The sequence below is a fragment of the Streptomyces sp. NPDC097129 genome, from assembly GCF_055668065.1.
The window spans coordinates 675174-691743 of the sequence record NZ_JBVOQE010000001.1; the positions used below are offsets into that span (position 1 = coordinate 675174).

Here is a 16570-nt window from a genome sequence, read left to right on the forward strand (position 1 = left end):
CATGCCTCTGTGGCCCGTCTACACCGGCACCAGCGCGCCGCACGACGGCGTCGACCGGCTGCCGCCGCCCCCGCCCTGGCGGGACTTCGACGGCGGCCCGGTGCTGCCGGTGCCGGACGAGCGCGCCGACGCCGCCGCCGTCTCCCCCGACCGCGCCCACCGCGCCGCCACCTACCAGGCCACCGGGGACACCGTCCAGCTGGTCAACGCGGCGCTCTACCTGCGCCGCCCGCTGCTGGTCACCGGCCCGCCCGGCACCGGCAAGTCGTCGCTGGCGTACGCGGTGGCGCGGGAGCTGCGCCTCGGCCCGGTGCTGCGCTGGAACATCACCAGCCGCTCCACCCTGCACGACGGCCTGTACCAGTACGACCCGCTGTCGCGGCTGTACGCGGCCCGGCAGGGGCCGCAGACGGCGGACGCCGGGATCGAGCACCATCTGCGCCTCGGCCCGCTCGGCACCGCCCTGCTGCCCTACGCCCGTCCCCGCGCCCTGCTCATCGACGAGATCGACAAGAGCGACCTGGACCTGCCCAACGACCTGCTGAACGTGCTGGAGGAGGGCCAGTACGAGATTCCCGAACTGGTGCGCTCCGCCCGGCACTCGCCCGAGGGCCGCGCCCAGGTGATGATCGACGGCACCGACGAGCGGGTGCCGGTGGAGCGCGGCCGGGTGCGCTGCCGGGCGTTCCCGTTCGTGGTGCTGACCAGCAACGGCGAGCGCGAGTTCCCGCCCGCGTTCCTGCGCCGCTGTGTCACCCTGCGGCTGCGGCAGCCCGACGACGGGCATCTCGCCGAGATCGTGCGGGCGCACCTGGGCGAGCCGGACGAGCGGGCGCGGCGGCTGATCGACCGGTTCCTGTCCCGGGCGGGCGCCGGCGACCTGGCCACCGACCAGCTGCTGAACGCGATCTACCTGGCCCGCTCAGCCGACCTGGACGTCACGTCCCTGGACGAGCTGGCGGAGCGGCTGATGCCGTACCTGGGCCAGGGCGCGCAGACCGATGTCTTCTGACCGCCCGCCCGCCCCGCCGGCCCTGCCGGCCGCGCTGGGCCGACTGGCCGGTGTGCTGGCCGAGGCGGCGGGCGGTCCCCGGCCGACCGCGCTGCAGCTGGCGGAACTGCTGTGGCTGGCCCGGCAGATGGAGGACGACGGCGGGGAGCGGCCGCGGACGCAACAGCCGCCGGCGGCCGACGCGCCGCCGCTGCCGGAACCCGAGGTCCGGCCGCACCGGGCGCCCCCGCCCGCGGCCCCGGCGGAGCCCGCGCCCGCCCCGCCCCGCGCCCCGCTGCACCTGCCCGTCCCCGAACCGGCGCCCGGCGCCGCTGCCGCCCCGCACGCCTCGCTGCTGGCGCCCGCGCCGCCGATGCTGCCCCACCCGCTGGCCCTGCAGCGCGCCCTGCGCCCGCTGGGCCGCCGCGTCGACGCCCCCGCCGGGCACGAACTGGACGAGCGGGCGACCGCCGAGCGCATCGCCCGCCTGGGCGCCGGCCCGCAGTGGTGGCTGCCGGTGCTGCGCCCGGCACGCGAGCGCTGGCTGCGCCTGCACCTGGTGCACGACGCCGGGCCGACGATGCCGGTGTGGCGGCCCCTGGTGCGCGAACTGCACGCCACGCTGGCCCAGTCGGGGCTCTTCCGCACCGTCACCCTGTACCGCGCGGACCCGGAGGGCACGGTGCACGGCCCGGCCGCGCCCGCCGACGGCCGTACGGTCCTGCTGCTGGTCAGCGACTGCATGGGCCCGCAGTGGCGGGAGGGGCCGGCGGGCAGCCGCTGGTACGCCACCCTGCGCCGCTGGGCCGGCCGGATGCCGCTGGCGGTCGTCCAGCCGCTGCCGGAGCACCTGTGGCGGGACACGGCCCTGCCGGCGGTCCCGGGCCGTCTGTCGGCCCCCCACCCGGCGGCCCCGGCGGCCGCCCTGACCTTCACGCCGTACGAGCCGCCCGACCCGTACGAGGCGGACGCCTCACCCGTCCTGCCGGTGCTGGAGCCGGGGCCGCGCTGGCTGGCGAACTGGGCGGCGCTGCTGGCCGCGCCCGGCCGCACCGAGGTCCCGGCGGCCGGCGCCGCCCTGCGCGGGCCGCTGCCCGCCGACGCGGGCGAGCGCACCGACGTCTCCCGGCTGTCCGCCGAGGAGCTGGTGCTGCGTTTTCGCGCGACGGCGTCGCCGGAGGCGTTCCGGCTGGCCGGGCACCTCGCGGTCGGCCGGCCGGACCTGCCGGTGATGCGGCTGGTGCAGCGGGCCGTTGAGGCCGAGCCGCGGCCGCAGCACCTGGCCGAGGTCATCCTCAGCGGCATGCTCACCGCGCTGCCGGGCCCGGCGGGCTCGTACGCCTTCCGGCCCGGCGTACGGGAGCTGCTGCTGCGCGGCCTGCCCCGCTCGGCGCACGGCCGCACGACCGAACTGCTGGAGCAGGTCGGCGGCCTGATCGACACGGCGGCGGGCCGGACACCGGGCGAGTTCCGCGCCTCGACCCCGGCGCCTGCGGGCCGCCCGACGGGCGTGGACAGCGAACCGTTCGCCCAGGTGAGCCGGGACAGCGTACGGCGGCTGGCGGAGGGCGGCGGCGAGGAGGAGCTGTTCGCCGGGCGGTACCGGCTGCTGCGGCGGCTCGGCGTCGCGGGCGCGAGCTGGCTCGCCGAGGACACCCGGGACGGCGACGCGAGCGTCGTGGTGCGCCGGCACAGCGCGCTGATGTGGCCGGACGGCGGCTTCACCGACGTGGCCCGGCGGCTCGCGGCGGTCCGCCACCCGGGGATCGCGGCGGTCCGCGACTACGGCACGGCCGGCGGACTCACCTACCTGGTGCGCGAGCACGTCGACGGGCGGCCGCTGCCGGAGCTCCTGGAGCGCGGGGGGCCGGGCCTCTCCCCCGGCGAGCTGACCGAGGTGGTCCCGCCGCTCGTGGACGCGGTGAACGCCCTGCACGCGCACGGCCGCCCGCACGGCCGGCTGGACCCGTCGTACGTCCTGATCACTCCGACCGGACCGGTGCTGACCTGCCTGGACGGCCTCGCCGTCGGCACCGGGAGCCGGGCGGAGGACCTGCGGGCGCTGGGCGCCATCGTGTCCGCGCTGTACCGGGAGGACCAGTTGCCCCCGCGGCTGGCCGGGGACCTGGCCGAGGCGGTCGTGGACCTCCGCTCCCACCTCGCCGACGAGCAGGAGCGCGGCGCCGAACGGCTGTGCCACCTGACGCTGCCGCAGGAGCGGCTGCGCTACTCCCTGCTGGGTCCGGTGCGGGTCACGCGGGCCGGGCGGGAGGTCCCGGTCGGCGGGCCCTCGGCCGGGGCGGTGCTGTGCATGCTGCTGCTGAACGGCGGCGGCGTCACCCGCGCCGGACTGGCCGCCGGGCTGGGGACGGCCGCACACGTGGACCGGCGGATCAGGGACCTGCGGGCCGTGCTGCGGCCGGACGCGGAGATCACCGTCGAGGGTGACACCGTCCGCCTGCGTCCCTTCCCCGCGGAGGACGACGTCGACGCCCTGCTCGCCCGCGCTCTCGGCTCCGGGCTCGACGCCGACGACGATCCGGAGCGACGCCGAGAGCGGGCGCGGTCGGCGCTCGCCCTGTGGCGCGGCACTCCCCTGGACGGCATCCCCGGCCCGGCCGCCGGGGCCGCCCGCGCCGAACTCGACTCCCTGCACCGCACGCTCACCGCCGCGGCCGACCCGGCGTCGGCGTGGCCCGCGGTCACCTTCCTCACCGACGATCTCACCGGCAGCCCCGAGGCCCGCATCACCCTCGAAGCGGCCGTGCACGACATCCTGTCCCGGTCGCTGGCCCCGCAGCACTACGAGACGACCGTGCGGCGGGACGGCTACCTCGTGCGCGTGGACCCCGGCGCCTCCCTGCTACCCCTCCTGGTCGCGCTGGTGCGCACGTTCCCCGGCGTGCTCCCCGACCGGCCCCGCCTGCGGGTGACGTTCTCGCCGGCCGCCCTGCCCGAGGAGCCGGACACCGGCCGCGGTATCGCCGTACCGGCCGCCCTGTACGAGGAGTTCGCCGCCAGTTCGGCCGCCGCGTGGTCCCCGGGTTTCAGGCCGCTGTGGGGCGCCTCGCCCCACGATCCGCCCCGCGCCTGGTACTGCCCGCTGTCGCCGTCGGGGGGCGGGCGGGGGCCGCAGGGGCCGGACCTGGTGCGCGGGCCCTTCATCACCCACGATCTGCGCGGCCTGGGCATCCCCGCCCCCGGCCGCACCGCGATCGTCCACCTGCACGCCGACGGCCCGCTCACCCTCCTCGACCCCGCCCGCCCGTACCGCACCCCGCGGCCCGCGACGTACTACGAGGTCGACCTGACACCCCGGCAGGCCCGGCACGAGATGGCGCTGCCCAGCTCCGGCAGGGGGGACTTCACCGCCGTCGTCGAACTGTCCTGGCGGGTCGAGGACCCCGTCGCCTACGTGCACGCCCAGCCGGCGGACGTCGCCAAACTGCTGGCGGCACACGTCCAGGAGCGGGCGGCGCGGATCACCGGCCGGCACCCGCTGCGCCGGGCGGCCGGCGCCGAGCGGGCGGTGCACCACGAGCTGGGCCGCTGGCCGGTGCCGGGGCTGGCGGTGACGGGCCGGGTGCGGCTGGCCCCGGAGTGGGCGCCCGCGCCGCAGCCGCAGTCCCCGGCGGCCACGGACGCACCGCTGGCCCAGGTGCTGGCGGACGCGGGGACCGTGCTCGTCGGGTTCGAGGGGCCCGTGGCGCGTCTGTTCTCGTCGGCGACGGCCCGTGCCGCCGCGCTCGACCTGCTCGCGCTGGTCAGCGAGCACCGTGACCCCGAGGACGCGCTGACCGGCCGTCCGCTGGCCGTGGAGGCGGTGCGGGAGGCGTCGGTGCACCCGCTGGACGTGCTGCGCGCCTTCGCCCGCGACCGGCTCGGGCCGCCGCTGCGGGCACGCCTGGACGAACTGGAGCTGCGGGCGGTGCCGGACGCGCCGACGACCCACCACTGCGCCGCGCTGATCCGCGCCCTGCACGGCTCCGGACGCCGGGTCCATGTGGTCACGGACGTCTCGGAGCAGGCCGTCAACCGGTATCTGGAGCCGTACCGGCTGCCGCTGGACGGCGTCCACGGCCGCGGCGACGACCTCACCCGGCTGATGCCCGACCCGGACTGCCTGCTGCGGGCGCTGGGCAGCGCTCCCGGGTCGGCCGCGGTGCTGGTCGGGTCCTCGCCGGCGGAACTGGCGGCGGCGCGGCGACTGGGACTGCCGTTCGTGGGGCTGGCCCGCACCGCGACCCTTCAGCGGCAGCTGCGGGAGGCGGGCTGCGAGATCACCGTCGGGTCGCTGGACCCGCTGCTGGAGGCGGCGCGCGCCCTGCCGCCGCGCTGACGCTCCGTCTCCTCCCAGCGGGGGACGGCACTTGGGGCGGCCGTCGGGAAAACACCCGTTCAGCGGCACCCCGCCCGGCCCCCTTCAGCGAGCGGCGTCCGCCCCGCGCCCGCAGGATGCGAAGCAGGCCCGCCATTTACGGGAGGAACCGCCAGCCATGACCGCCAGTCTGGAGCAGCTGCGCCGCTGCCACTTCGCCGTCGACCTGGGGGCGGCCCGCACCCGCGTCTACGTCAAAGGCGCGGGGCTCGTCGTCGACCAGCCGTCCGCCGCCGCCGTCAACACCCGCACCGGCGCGCTGATCGCGGTCGGCGAGTTCGCCGAGAAGATGACGGGCCGCACCCCCCACTACATCCGGGTCGTGCGCCCGGTCTCGGGTGGCACGGTCGTCGACATCGAGATGGCGCAGCGGATGCTGCGGCACCTGCTGGGCGACAAGATCCGCCGCCAGCTGCGCCGCAAGCCGCGGCTGCGGGCCGCCGCCTGCACCCCGCACGACGCCGACCCGCTCGCGCAGCGCGCCGCGATCGAGACGCTGGTCGGGCTCGGCGCGCGGCGCGTGGAGCTGGTCGACACGCTCATCGCCGCCGCGGTCGGCTGCGGGCTGCCCGTGGAGCGGCCCGAGGCCACCATGATCATGGTGTGCGGGGCGGCGGCCACCCAGGTGGCGGTGCTCTCCCTCGGCTCCATCGTCACCGCCGAACGCATCCCGGTGGGCGGCGAGGCCGTGGACCACGCGATCGTGCAGCACCTGCGCCACGAGCACGAGCTGATGCTGCCGAGCCAGTCCGTACGGCCGCTGCAGCTCGCCCTGTCCGGCAACGGGCTCACCCCGCACGGCCCGGCATCCACCGAGATCCACGGCCGGGACGTGGCCACCGGGCTCGCCCGCAGCGTCCGCATCGACACCGCGGCCGTGCGGGACGCCATCCAGACGCCGCTGACCGCCGTGCTCGACGGCATCGGCAAGGTGCTGCGGGACTGCCCGCCCGACCTGGTCGCCGACCTCGCCGACCGGGGGATCATGATGGTCGGCGGCTCCGCCCTGCTCCCCGGCTTCGACCAGATGCTGCGTCAGGCCACGGGGATGCCGGTGCACATCGCCGACCGTCCCGACATCTGCGCCGCGCAGGGCCTGGGCGCCATGCTGGAGGGCCGCATCGAACCACTGCACCTGGACCCACTGGCCCCCTGAACCGCACGAGGACACACCCCAGGGCCACCGCCCTTGCGGCGGGGCCCTGCCTTTGTCCGCACGGCGGCGCATCCCGGGGCCGTCGCCCTTCCCCCGGGGCCCCGCCGTGAGCCGCACGGCGGCGTGCACCGGGGGCCCCTTCCCGCCGGGCCCTGCCCTGAGCCGCACGGCGGCGGCGCATCCCGAGGCCGTCGGTCCCTTGCCGCCCGGCCCTGCCCTGAGCCGCACGGCGGCGTGCACCGGGGGCCGTCGGTCCCTTGCCGCCGGGCCCTGCCATGAGCCGCACGGCGGCATGCACCGGGGGCCGCCGGTCCCTTGCCGCCGAGCCCTGCCGTGAGCAGCCGCACCCGGCGGGCGTCGTCGCCCAGCTCCGAGCGGATCAGGTTCGCACGGCGGCGCATGCCGGGGGCCGCCAGCCCCTTGCCGCCGCGCCCCGCCCTGAGCCGCACGGCGGCGTGCACCGGGGCCCGGCCGGTCTCTTCCGCCGGGCCCGGGGTCCGGGTCCGGCCTCGGCGCGCCGCCGGGCACGCCCGCGCGCAGCGCGGCACTCGGTACGGGAGTGACCCCCTCCCGGGACGCGCACGGCGACGGATGCCGAGGGCGCTCCGGCGCGGGGGGCCGGCCGGGCCCTAGCAGGCCAGGTAGGCGCGGACGGTGGTGCCGTCCTCCCCCGTGTGCAACCGCACCAGGTCGCTGACCAGGTTCACCAGCAGCAGTCCGCGGCCGCCGCGCTGGTCGCGCGGGACGGGCCGGCGGCCGGCCAGCGGGTCGGCGAGCCGCCCGGCGTCCCGCACCTCGCACACCACGTGCCCGTTGTCGGCCCACACCCGCAGGGCGCCGTTGCCGCCTCCGTGCACCACACTGTTCGTCGTCAACTCGGCCGCGACCAACGTGAGATCGTCCAGCCGCACGCCCTCCAGGCCGAGCCGGGCGCCCTCGCCGACCGCGTGATGCCGGGCCGCCGACAGCGTAGACCGGTCGAAGTCGAACGCCGTGACGTCGGGGGCGGGCGGCAGCGGCTCGTTGTAGCGGGCGACGACGTCGCCGGGGGCGTAGGCGTGGCTGAGGCGTTCGTCGACGGCCCCGGTCGGGATGACCGTGGGGTGCGTGGCGTAGGCGTCGGCGACCATCCGCTCCGGAAGCCGGACGACGTCGTACGGGCACAGGATCGTCACCTCGCGGCCCTGGAACGCCGCGTTGATGAGCGCCTCGTGCTGCACGCACGCCGGGTATTCGGTGGCGCTGCGCCCGGCCCAGATCGGCTCGCCGATGATCCGCACCCGGCGCCCGGCCGGCTGGGCGTCGGCGAAGGCGCGCAGCACGCCGGGGATGATGCGGCCGGGGTTGCGTCCGGCCTCTCGCATGTCGAGGAGCCGCACCCGGCGGGCGTCGTCGCCCAGCTCCGAGCGGATCAGGTTCAGGTTGTCGCCGGGGACGGCGACGGCGACCGGCTCACCGGCCTCGAGGCCCGCGCGGACGAAGGGCAGGGTGCCGTCGACGTACTCCTGTGCGTCGCGGTAGAACAGCGCCGGGTGGACGAACGGGTCGGCGGAGGTGAACGCCTCGCTCGTACTCATGACATCGACACCTCGATCGCCGGAATCCCGGGCCAGAACAACTCCAGCACCCTGCTCACCACGGGTGGCGGCTGGTGCAGCACAATACGCCGCCCCTCCGGCAGCCGCTGAGCCGCCGCCGCCAGCACCCCCACCCCGGCGACGTCGGCGAACGTCACCGCGGACAGCTCCAGGTAGTACACATCATCGTCCTCGCACAACACGACTTCCAAGGCGCGCTCCCAGTCCCCGCGCGTCCCCAGACTGATCTCCCCCGCCGCCCGCAGACCGGGCCGCCCGGACAGCGGGGCCAGCGTCAGCGCCGGCACCGCCCCGACGGACGCGGCCGGCACCCCCTCAGGGCTGTCCACACCCGCCACCTCCTCGACGATCACCATCTACCCGCCCGGCACCCGGCCATGCCCGTCCCGGACCGGGACGGGCACGTGTAGGAGACAGTACGCCGGGCAGGCGCACTTTGGCGACGAGAGGCACAGCGCCTCGAACGCACGCGGGAGACCGCGGACAGTACAGAGCACCGAAAGGCACAGGGGGCCAACGACGCCGTGAGGACCGTCGGGAACCACCGGGACGCAGACCGCAGCGCCCCGATCCGGACGCCGCTGGCCGGGCGGCTGGACACGCTGGTCGTCGAGGCCCGCGTGACCGACGGACGGGCGGAGCTGCGACCACGCGGGGAGCTCGTGCACGGCTGTGCCCGGACCCTGGCGGACACGCTGCGGGAACTGCCGGGCGGGGTGCGGGAGATCGTGCTGGACATGTCCGCAGTGCACTTCATGGACACGGCCGGGCTGGGCTTCCTGGACCTGCTCGACGACCACCGACACCGGCACGGGGTCACGGTGAGGACCGCGCACTGGCAGGGCCAGCCGCGCCGCGTCCTGGAGCTGGCCGGCCTGGACCCCGAGGAGCCGCTGCGCGGCGGCGCGCACGGCGGTGCGGGGCCGGCCGCCGCGCCGCCGCGCACCACCTCGGCGGTGGCACTGGAGCGGGCGGAGCGGCTGCGGACGCTGCAGGAGGAGATCGCGCAGCTGCGGCACGCGATCGCCTCCCGGCCGGTGATCGACCAGGCGCGCGGCATGCTGATGGCCACGCACGGCTGCACGACCCAGGAGGCGTGGACGATCCTGCGGGAGACCTCCCAGCTGTCCAACACCAAGCTGCGCGAGGTGGCCGCGTCGCTCACGGCGGGCGCCGGCCCCCGGGGCGCCCCTCTCCCGGAGCAGATCCGCACAGCCCTGCGCACGGCCCTGTCCCACCACCGGCCGTGACCCAGGGTGTACGGCCCCGACCAGGCCGTGAGCCCGTGCCGAGGTGTGTGGCCCGGTGATCCCCCGGGGTACTCGGGCCGGCGACCGACGGACCCGGGAGGAAGCCATGACCACCGAACCCACCCCGTCCCAGGCCGAGGGAGAGCCGGAGACCGCAGGCGACACCTCCGACCCGACCGACGAGCCGACCTCCGCGCAGACGACGCCGTCCCAGGCCGAGGGCGAACGCGACGACGACACCGAGGACACGGCGACGGCCGACACCCCCCAGTGACACCCGAACACCCGCCCGGCCGCCGTACCGGATCGCGGACGGCGGCCGGCGGCAGCCCGCGCGGCGGTGAGCGCGCTCTTCCGGCACAACGCGCACCGGGTCTTGGCGCCACCCGCGCGGCCGGCGGCCCCCACCACCCGGGCCCGGCCGACGTCAGCCGTCAGCCGGTCAGCCGGCCACGAGTACGCACCCGTGGCCGGTGATGCGGCCCGACTCGTCCTGTTGCTGCACGCGTCGGCAGGCCCCTGAGCGCGTCATACATCGCCCTTTCATGAGCGGCGGCTCCCTGGCTAGCGGTCGTCGCCGATTTCCTGGTGCATCTGGGGCTGGCGGTCCTGGTCGTGGGTGATGGCGTACTTGACGATCTCGTTGTAGCCCTTGGCGGCGACGCCGACGGCCTCGTCGTACGGGTTGACGCCCGTGGCCTTCTTGGCGGTGCCGCCGAGGAGGCCGCCGCCCAGCCCGCTGACGACCTTGTGTCCTTCCGCGACGGCCTTGGCGCCGAAGTCGATGGGGCTCTTGGGCAGACCGGCCATGTCGGCGTACCTGTCGCCGAGCCCGACCCGGGCCACCGCGAGGAAGGCGTCGCTGACCCCGGGCTTGAGCAGGTCCCGGTAGAACTTGACGGCCTGCTCGGTCAGGAAGACGCAGTCGTCGGTCCGCTTCCACTCCCTCTCCCGCTCGATGCGCCAGATCCGGTCGACGAGTTCGACGTCCTTGGGCATCAGCCACTTGTCCGGGGTGCCGAGGTAGTGGTTGACGTAGTGCCAGGCGCACATGAACCCGTGGGCGTCCTCCTTGGACACGGTGATGCCCAGGTTCCGCATCGCCTCCAGCACCTGGACGCTGAAGACGGCGATGGCGCCGCTGGTGTACTTCTGCGAGACCGGCTCGCCCCACGTGCCGTAGTCCCACTTCCCGCTCTTCTTGTGCAGCTGGCGGACCGAGGCGTGGACCAGGCGGACCTTGGTGACGTTGGCCGCGAGGGTGCCGTTGCTCAGGGCACGGCGATCGCCCATGTCGATGAACAGGCGGGAGGACTGCGACAGGCGCCGTCCGGGCCCCTCCACGTTGCCCAGGCGGCCGGTGGAGCGCAGCGTGAAGGCACCCGTGGGTGAGAGGTAGGTGCCGATCAGGCCGACGGTGCCCTGCAGCATCGACGCCACGCCGTGGTGGTGGTCGAAGAAGCCCTCGGCGGCCTTCACGTCCGCCTCGCTCCAGTCCGGCGGTTCGGGGGCGGCCTCGTGCAGGAACTCCGCCAGCCGCTCGGGCAGGGCCGAGAAGTCCATGCCCGGCTTGAGGGTTCCGATGGTCCGGAACAAGCCGTTGACCCCGTCGACCTCCTGGTTGTCGATGAGGTCGGAGACGAGCGCGTCGGCGGCCGGGTCGCCTTCCTGGCTCGCCGCTTCCATTTCCGCTTCCACTGTTTGCACGGTCAAAGGCACAGCGGCACTCCCTTTCTGCGGTGGGGCGCGCGAAGGCCGGCAGGGCCTGGCGCGGGGGCTCGGGAAGGGAGCGCCGACCGGACGAACCGTGTATCCGCGCTCCCACACCGACGATCCTGCCCGTTACCGTGCGTGATCGTGACCACCCGGAAGAGTGAGGGAGTCGTGCGCCCCGGGGCGAAAAGGGAGCGCACGGAGAGTGATCGTTCCTGCTCGGAGGGGTGGAACAGGCGCGGGTCGCGCGCTGTCACGGCCGGTGGACACGCCGGCCCAAGGCGCTTGTGCACTCTGGCCGCACTTCCCGCGCGGACGGCTTCCTCCGTCCCGGAGTGCGGAACGGGATTCCGTGCAAGGGCTCCCCGGAGCCTCCCCCTCAACTCCTGGAGGACTGATGTCCGTTCACTTCCCACGTCGAGCGACGGCCGCTGCCGCCGTCCTCGCCTCCGCGCTGTCCCTGGCGGCCGTGCTGCCCGCGCAAGCCACCCCCGCCGACTCCGGCCAGAAGGACCCCGTCGTGAAGAACGGCGACTTCGGCAACCCGCACGTCAATGGCGCCTGGAGGACCATCGGCAAGGGCGGGGACCTCGGGGGCTGGTCGGTGGAGTACGGCAACGTCGACCTGTTGAGCCAGTCGTACTCCGGCGCGCCGGGCGGCTCACAGGCCCTCAGCGTCATCGGCGGCGCGCCCGGCGCGATCAGCCAGACCCTGCGCACACAGAAGAACACCACCTACACCGTCACGTTCCTGTACGGCACCGACGTCTGGGGCGGATGCGACAGGAACGTGCCGGAGAAGCTGTCGGTGTCGGCCGGGGACGACCCGGGCCGGGTGTTCAACGCCGGTTATCCCGACGGCCGTTCAGCGCACTGGAAGGACGGGGAGTTCACCTTCACCGCCACCGGGACGACCACGCGGCTGACGTTCGAGTCCGTCAACACACCCGGACTGTGCGGCGCCCTCGTGACGGACGTCGCTCTCTCCGGCTCCACGCCGCCTCCCCCCGACCGCGACTTCCGCGCGACCGTCGAGGAACGCGGGCAGACCTGGGCCCGGCCCGGGGACCGGTGGGTGTACCCCTCGGCGCTGGTGACGAACACCGGCTGGGAGAACCTCGGCCGGCAGAAGCTGATCGTGACCGCTCCCGCCGGCCTGCGGTTCGAGGAGGACGCGGTGACCACCTGGCAGGAGCGCACGGACGAGGTCAGGCACCGCTGCTCCCGGTCCTCGGACCAGCGAACCCTCACCTGCAACGCCGTCGACTTCGGCCTCGCCACCGGGGAGAGCGCCGCGGTGTACCCGGCGATGGCCGTGTCGTCGTCGGCCGCCCCGGGCGGGAAGGAGGTCCGCTTCCGGGTCGGCGACCCGGAGTTCGCCTCCGGCAGCACCACGGTCCACGTCCGGTGAGTGGGCGCTGAGTGAGTGAGGGGTCCTGACGCGCCGAAGCGGGGCGGGCCCCCCACGCGCCCTCTGCTCCACCCGTCCACACCGACCTGTACTCCCCCGGTCAGCCATACGATCAGCTCACCCCCACCCCAATACGACCTGCTCGCCGCCACCCCCACGCGACCTGCTCGCCCCACCCCCACGCGACCTGCTCGCCCCACCCCCACGCGACCTGCCGCACCCAGCGCACGCGACCTGTCCCGCACAGGTCGCGTGCGGACGCGCGTGCAGGGCCGGACCGGCTCGGGTCACAGCCGTCGTCCGCCTCAGGCGTGCGGCCGGGGCCGGTCCGGGAGCTGGAGTGGCGCGCCCGGGGACGCGCCGCCGGGCCGGTTGGTCAGCAGCAGCAGTGCCAGTTCCGCCTGGAGCCGGTGCAGTGGCTGGTCGAGGTCGAGACCGGTGAGCGTGCGGATGCAGCGCAGCCGGTAGGTGAGCGTGTGCCGGTGGACGTACAGGCTGCGGGCGGCGGGCGCGGAGCGCAGCCCGTGCGCGAGGTAGGCGCGCAGCGTCTGCAGGAGGTGGCCGTACTGGTCGTCGGTGTACAGCGGCCCCAGGCATGCCGCCAGGAATTCCTCCTGGACCACGGGCCGTTGGTCGAGGACCGCGATGAGCGGGCGAATCTGCAGCGCGTCCACGAGCGGATGGCCGTAGTCCCGGGCCAGCTGGGCGCAGATGCCGGCGTAGCGGGCGGCCTGCGCCGGGGAGTTCTCCACGGCGGCGAGGCCGCTGGGCGGGAAGCCGTCCACCAGGGCGGGCCGGTCGTGGCTGTAGGCGACGAGTGTCCGGCCGAGGGCGGCGGCCAGGGCGCCGGGGTTCGCGGCCCGGAACCGCCGGCAGGCGTCCTCCGCCTGCGGCGCCGAGTCCCGGCGGGCCACCAGGCACCAGTGCAGGGGCGTACGGACCTGGGCCGGGAGCCGCACGGTGGCGCCGCCGTCGTCCTGGCCGGACAGCGCCCGTACGGCGTGGGCGACGGTGTCGGGACCGTCGGCGACCGGTGCGGCGCGGGCGCGCGTGCGTGCGGCGCGGTAGGCGGCGGCGATCGCGGTGATGGCCGGCCCCAGGGAGCGGTGCACCACCGCGTCGAAGGCGCGGACGGCGGCCGCCGCCTCCTGCGGCGGCCGCTCCTGGTGCGCCCGGTCCGCGACGGCCTGGCGCAGCACGGCCACACAGGTGTGCTGGAGCACGATGGCGTCCTCGGGAAGGGTGTCCCGGTGGGCGTGCTCCCGGCCCGCCGCGCCGAAGCGGCAACTCACGTCGCCGGCCGGGACGTTCCCGGCGAGGACGTCGAGCCACAGCAGGACGTCGGTCACGGCGGCGGAGGGCGGCAGTGCTCCACCGGGGGGCGCACCGCCGTACCGGGTGATCCGGTCGGCGAGGTCGGCGCACTGGCGTCCCAGGTCGACGGCGATCTGGCGGAGCAGCGCCGGGGCGGGGTCGGCGGCCGTGCGCTGGGACTGTGGAGGGATGGTCATACGAGTCCTTGTCCAGAGGTCGGCGACGAGTGCGGCGGACAGGGGCGTGCGGGTCGGCAGCCGAGCAGGCCGGTGACGCACCGGCAAACGCACGGGGACCCGCGGAAAAGCCACTTCCGTGACGATGGCACTTGCCACTGTAAAAACCCAGCAAATACCCGGTCAGGGCTATAAGGGTGAACCGGTTAAGTACGACGAGATGTCCGCCGCCTGAAATTCGGGCGGGCCCGCCCCAAGACTCCGTGATCTCCCGGGCTCTTCGCAATCGACGAGATGTCCAAGGTGAGGGAGGTGGATCAGGTCGCTGTGTCGACACGCCTCCAGGGCAGGGCGGCGTAACTTCCCTTTCTCACCTGCGGAAACGGCCCGCCGTAGGCACAAGTGGCCCAAATTCCAGGGAAGTCCGCGGCCACTTTGCATATGGGACGGCTGACCACGGCCGGTCAGTCTGGAATGGCGCCGCTCTTCCGGCGTCTCCCGACCCGACCGAAAAGGAAGCAATCATGCGCCGTTCACCGCTCACCCGTGCCCCGCATCGCCGCTCCGCCGGCCGCCGGCGTCCGCTCGTCGCCGGACTGCTCGCGCTCGTCGCCGCCGGATCCCTCGGCGCGGCGGTGGCGCCGGCCGCCACCGCGGCCGACGGCAAGGCCGCGAACATTCGCCAGGGCAAGCCGGTCGACGCCCAGCCGGGCCAGGACTACATCTACCCGGCCATGGTCATCAAGAACACCGGCACCCGTCCGCTCGGCGAGGAAAAGCTGGTCGTCACCGCCGACGCCAGGACCCACTTCCTCAGCGACGAGCTGGGCATCTCGCGGCGCGACGGGCAGGAGGAGCACCTGAAGTGCGACCTGGTCTCGGACGACCGGGTCCTGATCTGCGACCACCTCAGCCTCGGCCTCGACCCCCAGCGGTACCTGGTCGTGTACCCGGAGATGGGCGTGGACTCCGATGTCCAGGCGCCCGACACCGCGCAGGTGAAGTTCTCCCTGGGCTCGCCGGGGTTCGCCTCCGGCAAGGCGCGCGTGGACATCCACGACTGACCGGCCCGACCCGAGCGGCGGAGACGACCGGTCACCACCCGGGTGCGTGACCCCACCCACGCCGTCGTGCGGCGTGTCCATCGCCCCCCGTCGCCGCACGGCGGCAACCGCCGCTCCTCCTCCCGTGCGCCGGGCCGGCCGCCCACCGGCCCGGCGCGCTCCCGGACGCCAGCCGAGGGACGCCCCGTCGTCCATGCCCGAGAGGCCCCCTACGTGAGTACCGCACCCACCACCCGCTCCGGTCCGCGGCACGCCCTGCCGACGCGGACCGGCCCGGAGATCGTGGCGCTGATCCCCGCCCACGACGAACAGACGCGCATCGCGGCCGCGATCACCGCCCTGCGCCACCAGACCCGCCGCCCGGACACCGTCGTCGTCATCGCGGACAACTGCACCGACCGCACTGCCGAGATCGCCGCCGACGCCGGCGCCCTGGTCCTGCGCACCAGCGGCAACACCCAGAAGAAGGCCGGCGCCCTCAACCAGGGCCTGGACTTCCTCATGCCGGCCCTGCGCGATCAGGACCTCGTCCTCGTCCAGGACGCCGACACCGTCATCGAGGCCGCCTTCCTCGAACACGCCATCGCCGCGCTGAGCCCCGGAGTCGGCGCCGTGGGCGGCATCTTCTACGGCGACGAGGGCGGCGGACTGCTCGGCACCCTGCAACGCATCGAGTTCCACCGCTACGCCCGCGAAATCGCCCGCCGCGACTACCGGGCGGACGTCCTCACCGGCACCGCCACCCTCTTCCGTGTGGCGACGCTGCGCCGCCTTCGGCAGGCCCGCCGCGACGGCCGCCTGCCCGGCGGCACCTCCTACTACTCCCCCGCGTCCCTGACCGAGGACGACGAAATCACCAAAGCGGTACGGACGTTGGGCTACCGCACGGTCTCTCCGGCCGGCTGCGCGGTGACCACCGAGGTCATGCCCACCCTCCGCAAGCTCTGGCACCAGCGGGTGCGCTGGCAGCGCGGCGCTCTGGAGAACCTGCGTCACTACGGGCTGACGCCGATCACCCTGCCGTACTTCCTGCGTCAGGCCGCCATGGGCCTGTCCGTCCTCGCCCTGCTGCTGTATCTGCTGTTCACCGCCTGGATGCTGATCCGCGGCGTCTCCGCGATCTCCCCGCTGTGGATCGCCGTCGGCGCGCTGTTCGTCGCCGAGAAGACCGTCACCGCCCGCCGCGCGGGCCGGCGCTGCCAGGCGCTGGCCGCCGTCCTCGTCGTCGAGCTGGTCTACGACCTGTTCCAGCACGCCGTCTACCTGCGCTGTCTGTACGACTTCTCCCGCCGGCGCCGGGAGCGCTGGCCGCTCACGTGAGGCCGCCTGGCCTTCCACCGCTGTCCTCAAGGAACACCGACATGTACTCACCCCTGGCCGCCCCGCACGCCGCGGGCCTCGGCGGCGCCTCACTCATGGCGACGGGCTTCGACACCCTCGCCGCCGTCGTCGCCGCGACGACGCTCCTCATGGCCTTCGTCTCCGTGACGAAGCTGCTGCCCCGCACACCCCGTTGAGG

13 protein-coding genes are annotated in these 16570 nt (G+C 75.0%); 9 read left to right on the plus strand and 4 right to left on the minus strand.

Going from position 1 to position 16570, the window contains the following annotated elements; translation table 11 throughout:
- Position 1 precedes the first annotated feature (1 nt).
- The 3 genes from AC0B9F_RS03070 (at position 2) to AC0B9F_RS03080 (ending at position 6525) form a co-directional block, all read left to right on the plus strand.
- Complete coding sequence (locus AC0B9F_RS03070) at positions 2-1012, plus strand: AAA family ATPase (RefSeq protein ID WP_471998467.1); 1011 nt, start codon at positions 2-4, stop codon at positions 1010-1012.
- Positions 1002-5330 carry an SAV_2336 N-terminal domain-related protein gene (locus tag AC0B9F_RS03075; RefSeq protein ID WP_471998468.1) on the plus strand — a complete coding sequence of 1443 codons (4329 nt, stop codon included), beginning with the start codon at positions 1002-1004 and terminating at the stop codon, positions 5328-5330. Before AC0B9F_RS03070 ends, AC0B9F_RS03075 begins: the two co-directional genes overlap by 11 nt.
- A 157-nt stretch (positions 5331-5487) precedes the next feature.
- Complete coding sequence (locus AC0B9F_RS03080; protein WP_471998469.1) at positions 5488-6525, plus strand: rod shape-determining protein; 1038 nt, start codon at positions 5488-5490, stop codon at positions 6523-6525.
- A gap of 629 nt (positions 6526-7154) precedes the next feature.
- Here AC0B9F_RS03080 and AC0B9F_RS03085 read toward each other — a convergent pair.
- Both AC0B9F_RS03085 and AC0B9F_RS03090 read right to left on the minus strand, forming a co-directional pair.
- Positions 7155-8102, minus strand: coding sequence for an anti-sigma factor RsbA family regulatory protein (locus tag AC0B9F_RS03085; protein WP_471998470.1), 948 nt, complete (start codon positions 8100-8102; stop codon positions 7155-7157).
- The gene (locus AC0B9F_RS03090; RefSeq protein WP_471998471.1) at positions 8099-8479 is read right to left on the minus strand and encodes an STAS domain-containing protein; all 381 of its coding nucleotides are present in this window, start codon (positions 8477-8479) and stop codon (positions 8099-8101) included. Before AC0B9F_RS03090 ends, AC0B9F_RS03085 begins: the two co-directional genes overlap by 4 nt.
- A 168-nt stretch (positions 8480-8647) precedes the next feature.
- Between AC0B9F_RS03090 and AC0B9F_RS03095 the strand changes: the two genes are divergently transcribed.
- Both AC0B9F_RS03095 and AC0B9F_RS03100 read left to right on the plus strand, forming a co-directional pair.
- Positions 8648-9373 (plus strand): ANTAR domain-containing protein, encoded by a 726-nt coding sequence (locus tag AC0B9F_RS03095; RefSeq protein ID WP_471998472.1) that lies wholly within the window; start codon positions 8648-8650, stop codon positions 9371-9373.
- A 106-nt stretch (positions 9374-9479) separates the two neighbouring features.
- A complete protein-coding gene (locus AC0B9F_RS03100) occupies positions 9480-9647 on the plus strand; it encodes a hypothetical protein (protein ID WP_471998473.1) in 168 nt (55 codons plus the stop codon).
- Positions 9648-9937: 290 nt separating this feature from the next.
- Here the strand turns inward: AC0B9F_RS03100 and AC0B9F_RS03105 are convergent, their stop codons facing one another.
- Complete coding sequence (locus AC0B9F_RS03105) at positions 9938-11059, minus strand: oxygenase MpaB family protein (protein ID WP_471998474.1); 1122 nt, start codon at positions 11057-11059, stop codon at positions 9938-9940.
- A gap of 424 nt (positions 11060-11483) precedes the next feature.
- Between AC0B9F_RS03105 and AC0B9F_RS03110 the strand changes: the two genes are divergently transcribed.
- Entirely contained in the window at positions 11484-12497 is a 1014-nt protein-coding gene (locus tag AC0B9F_RS03110; RefSeq protein ID WP_471998475.1) for a DUF642 domain-containing protein, read from the plus strand.
- 305 nt (positions 12498-12802) lie between these two features.
- On the opposite strand, the gene AC0B9F_RS03115 is transcribed toward AC0B9F_RS03110, so the two are convergent.
- Positions 12803-14008, minus strand: a complete 1206-nt coding sequence (locus AC0B9F_RS03115; protein ID WP_471998476.1) for a helix-turn-helix domain-containing protein — start codon at positions 14006-14008, stop codon at positions 12803-12805.
- Positions 14009-14511: 503 nt separating this feature from the next.
- Here AC0B9F_RS03115 and AC0B9F_RS03120 point away from each other — a divergent pair.
- The 3 genes from AC0B9F_RS03120 (at position 14512) to AC0B9F_RS03130 (ending at position 16568) form a co-directional block, all read left to right on the plus strand.
- Positions 14512-15051, plus strand: a complete 540-nt coding sequence (locus tag AC0B9F_RS03120; protein ID WP_471998477.1) for a hypothetical protein — start codon at positions 14512-14514, stop codon at positions 15049-15051.
- 213 nt (positions 15052-15264) lie between these two features.
- Positions 15265-16371, plus strand: coding sequence for a glycosyltransferase family 2 protein (locus AC0B9F_RS03125; RefSeq protein ID WP_471998478.1), 1107 nt, complete (start codon positions 15265-15267; stop codon positions 16369-16371).
- A 41-nt stretch (positions 16372-16412) separates the two neighbouring features.
- Entirely contained in the window at positions 16413-16568 is a 156-nt protein-coding gene (locus AC0B9F_RS03130) for a hypothetical protein (RefSeq protein ID WP_471998479.1), read from the plus strand.
- Positions 16569-16570 lie beyond the last annotated feature (2 nt).